Source organism: Mycobacterium sp. (assembly GCF_052143115.1).
GTDB lineage: Bacteria > Actinomycetota > Actinomycetes > Mycobacteriales > Mycobacteriaceae > Mycobacterium.
Window position 1 is genome coordinate 1 of record NZ_JBKQTQ010000145.1, and the last position, 2,955, is coordinate 2,955.

General features: G+C 64.1%; 4 protein-coding genes. 2 read left to right on the plus strand and 2 right to left on the minus strand.

The window, feature by feature from the left end:
• The first annotated feature begins 246 nt into the window (after window positions 1-246).
• Window positions 247-903, plus strand: coding sequence for a L,D-transpeptidase family protein (locus ACLQI9_RS15435; RefSeq protein ID WP_442391870.1), 657 nt, complete (start codon window positions 247-249; stop codon window positions 901-903).
• A 19-nt stretch (window positions 904-922) separates the two neighbouring features.
• Here the strand turns inward: ACLQI9_RS15435 and ACLQI9_RS15440 are convergent, their stop codons facing one another.
• Window positions 923-1,405, minus strand: a complete 483-nt coding sequence (locus ACLQI9_RS15440) for a nuclear transport factor 2 family protein (RefSeq protein ID WP_442391871.1) — start codon at window positions 1,403-1,405, stop codon at window positions 923-925.
• 4 nt (window positions 1,406-1,409) lie between these two features.
• Complete coding sequence (locus ACLQI9_RS15445; RefSeq protein WP_442391872.1) at window positions 1,410-2,063, minus strand: TetR/AcrR family transcriptional regulator; 654 nt, start codon at window positions 2,061-2,063, stop codon at window positions 1,410-1,412.
• Window positions 2,064-2,101: 38 nt separating this feature from the next.
• On the opposite strand from ACLQI9_RS15445, the gene ACLQI9_RS15450 reads away from it, so the two are divergent.
• Window positions 2,102-2,955, plus strand: an 854-nt coding sequence (locus ACLQI9_RS15450; RefSeq protein WP_442391873.1) for a hypothetical protein, incomplete at its 3' end; no start/stop codon positions are given.

Below are 2,955 nucleotides of genomic sequence, written 5' to 3' on the forward strand. Positions count from 1 at the left end.
GGCACGCCGACGCCGCTCGCCACGGCGAGCTTTGTCGTATTGCCGCCCTCCGACGGTGGGCGGCCGCGATCTGTCGGTGCCCTTCACTGCTTTCTATACCCCGGGATGCTGTGGGTGACGCATACAAACAATATCGGCGCAGCGAGCAACGACGTGTGACCAGCGCTTAGTCGCGGCCTCGCGGTGATCTGATCGACGCTAAACCTTGACTTGACGTCGGGATTGCTCGGCGTTGACCATGAAAGGGTGCGCCGACTGCTGGGTTCGCTGTGCGCTACGGTGTGCGCTGCTTTCGTCACCCTGGCGGCGGCTCCAACGGGTGGTGCAGTCGGCGCACCTTGGTTTGCGCCCTCTGTCGGCAACGCGACCCAGGTGGTTTCCGTTGTCGGAGTTGGCGGTTCGAACGCAAAACTCGACGTCTACCAACGTAGCGCCGCGGGCTGGGAGCCGGTAGCGGCCGGCATACCGGCGCATGTCGGATCGGCAGGCCTTGCGCCGCAAGCCAAAAGCGGCTATCCGGCTACCCCGATGGGGGTCTACTCGTTGCCGTTCGCATTCGGGACTGCACCCAATCCCGGTAGCGGCCTGCAGTACGTCCAGGTCGGGTCCAACCACTGGTGGAATGGCGATGACAACAGCCCGACCTTCAACACGATGCAGGTCTGCCAGAAAGCTCAGTGCCCGTTCGACACCGGAGCGAGTGAGAACCTCGAGATCCCGCAGTACAAGCATGCGGTGGTGATGGGCGTCAACCCAGACCGTCTGCCGGGCAAAGGCGCTGCGTTTTTCTTCCACACCACCGACGGTGGCCCGACCGAGGGTTGCGTGGCGATCGACGACGCCAAGCTAGTGCAGATCATTCAGTGGCTGCGGCCCGGCGCCGTCATCGCGATCACCCAATAACCGAGAGCCGCAAACGAATTCAGGCTATGGCGTTACCGGGCCGCACCTTGAAATCGAGGTTCGCCAACGACATCGTCGCATCGTAAGTCCGGTCATACCCCGTCGCGCTGATCCGCCATCCGTCGGCGGTGCGGCGATAGCGGTCGTGGTAGAAGCCGGCGCCGATGAGCATGAAGTTGAACTCGGCCACGATCACGCGGTCCTGCAGATACCAGACGCCGGTCGCCTCATCACCGGTCACCGTGATCTCCGGATGAGTCACCCGGTGCTCGGTGACGACGCCCGGCCCCAGCGACGAGCGCATGAACTCGACCAGGTCGACACGGTTGGTGAAGTGGTGCTCCTCGCCGAGCGACGACCCGTAGTCGCCCTTGACGTCGTCGGTAAGCGTGTCGGCGAAGTCGTCCCAATGTTTAGTGTCCAGTCCACGCAGATAGCGGTACTTGACCTGTTCGATCGCAGCGACGTCGGCGAGATATGCGGCGTGATCGTAAGAGCTCATCGAGTCATTGCAGCACACGCGGTCGCCGCGCAGATCCGGCGGTGAGGTAGTGAGTGACCATATCGATCAACGCACGTCGCTCCCGGTGCCAGTCGACCGAGGTGCCGACGATCATCTGCGCCAGCACCACACCTCGCAGCGTCGCCCAAATCACTTCGGCTACACCATCATTCGCCGGATCATCGGTGATCAATCTGCCCAGCTCGGCGATCGCTGAATTCATTTCCAGCAGGTGCTGCCGTGAGGATCCACCGGGGCCGCCGCGGTTGGCCCGCAGGATTTCGAAGGCCGCCATCGATGTCGGACTGCTGTAACAGCTCCACGCGGTGTCGACGACGACCTCGATGCGCTCCCGCAGCGGCAGTTCGCTGACGTTGGCTGAGGACAGGCTGGCCAGCAACTTGGCCACGCCATCGTCGACGACGGCCATCAGCAAGCCGTTGCGGTCGCCGAAGTGGTATTGGATCACTCCCCAGGTCACGCCCGCGCGTTCGGCTACATGTTTGGCGGTCGCAGCGGCGAATCCCTGGTCCACGATGCACCGGACCGTCTCGTCGATGATTTTCGCGCGGGTGTCATCCCCGCGTTTGCGCGGCGCGTTCGTCCGTCGAGTGGGGCTGACGGACCGGGGTGGTTTCTGACCTGCGGCAATAGACATTGTTGACTTTATAACATAGTCCGCACTATTTTTGGGCGGTGACTCAATCCCGCTACGCACAGCTGTCCCGCGCGGAATTGGCTGTGCTGGTGCCCGAGCTGTTGCTGATCGGGCACATGATCGATCGCTCCGGCATGGCGTGGTGCATCCAGGAATTCGGCCGCGAAGAGATGGTGCAGATCGCCATCGAGGAGTGGGCCGGCGCCAGCCCGATCTACACCAAGCGAATGCAGCGGGCGCTGAACTACGAGGGCGACGACGTGCCCACCATCTTCAAGGGCCTACAGCTCGACATCGGCGCTCCGCCCCAATTCATGGATTTCCGCTACACCATTCACGACCGTTGGCACGGAGAGTTCCACCTCGATCACTGCGGCGCGCTGCTCGACGTGGAGCCGATGGGAGACGAGTACGTCTTCGGGATGTGCCACACCATCGAGGATCCGACGTTCGACGCCACCGCGGTGGCGACCAACCCGCGCGCCCAGATGCGCCCCATCCACCGGCCGCCACGGGTGCCGGCGGACCGGCAACCGCACTGCGCGTGGACCGTCATCATCGACGAGTCCTACCCCGAAGCGCAGAGCATCCCGGCGCTGGACATCGTTCGCCAAACCGACGCCGCCACATGGGAATTGGATCCCATCGACGGGTCCGACGAGGGCCAGGCGGATTACTCGGGACCGTTACTGTCCGACCTCGACTTCGGCGCCTTCTCGCACTCGGCGCTGGTGCGCATGGCCGACGAGGTTTGCCTGCAGATGCACCTGCTGTACCTATCGTTTGCCATCGCGGTGCGGGCGCGCGCCGCCGACGACGCCCAGGCCGTCTCGATCGGCACCCGCGGCCTGACCGGCCTGGCCGGGCTGGCGGCGGAGCGGATCCACCGCGC

Coding starts and splice junctions, on each gene's coding strand:
- ACLQI9_RS15440 (WP_442391871.1), bottom strand. CDS start 1,405: ATGAGCTCTTACGATCACGCCGCATATCTCGCCGACGTCGCTGCGATC.
- ACLQI9_RS15445 (WP_442391872.1), bottom strand. CDS start 2,063: ATGTCTATTGCCGCAGGTCAGAAACCACCCCGGTCCGTCAGCCCCACT.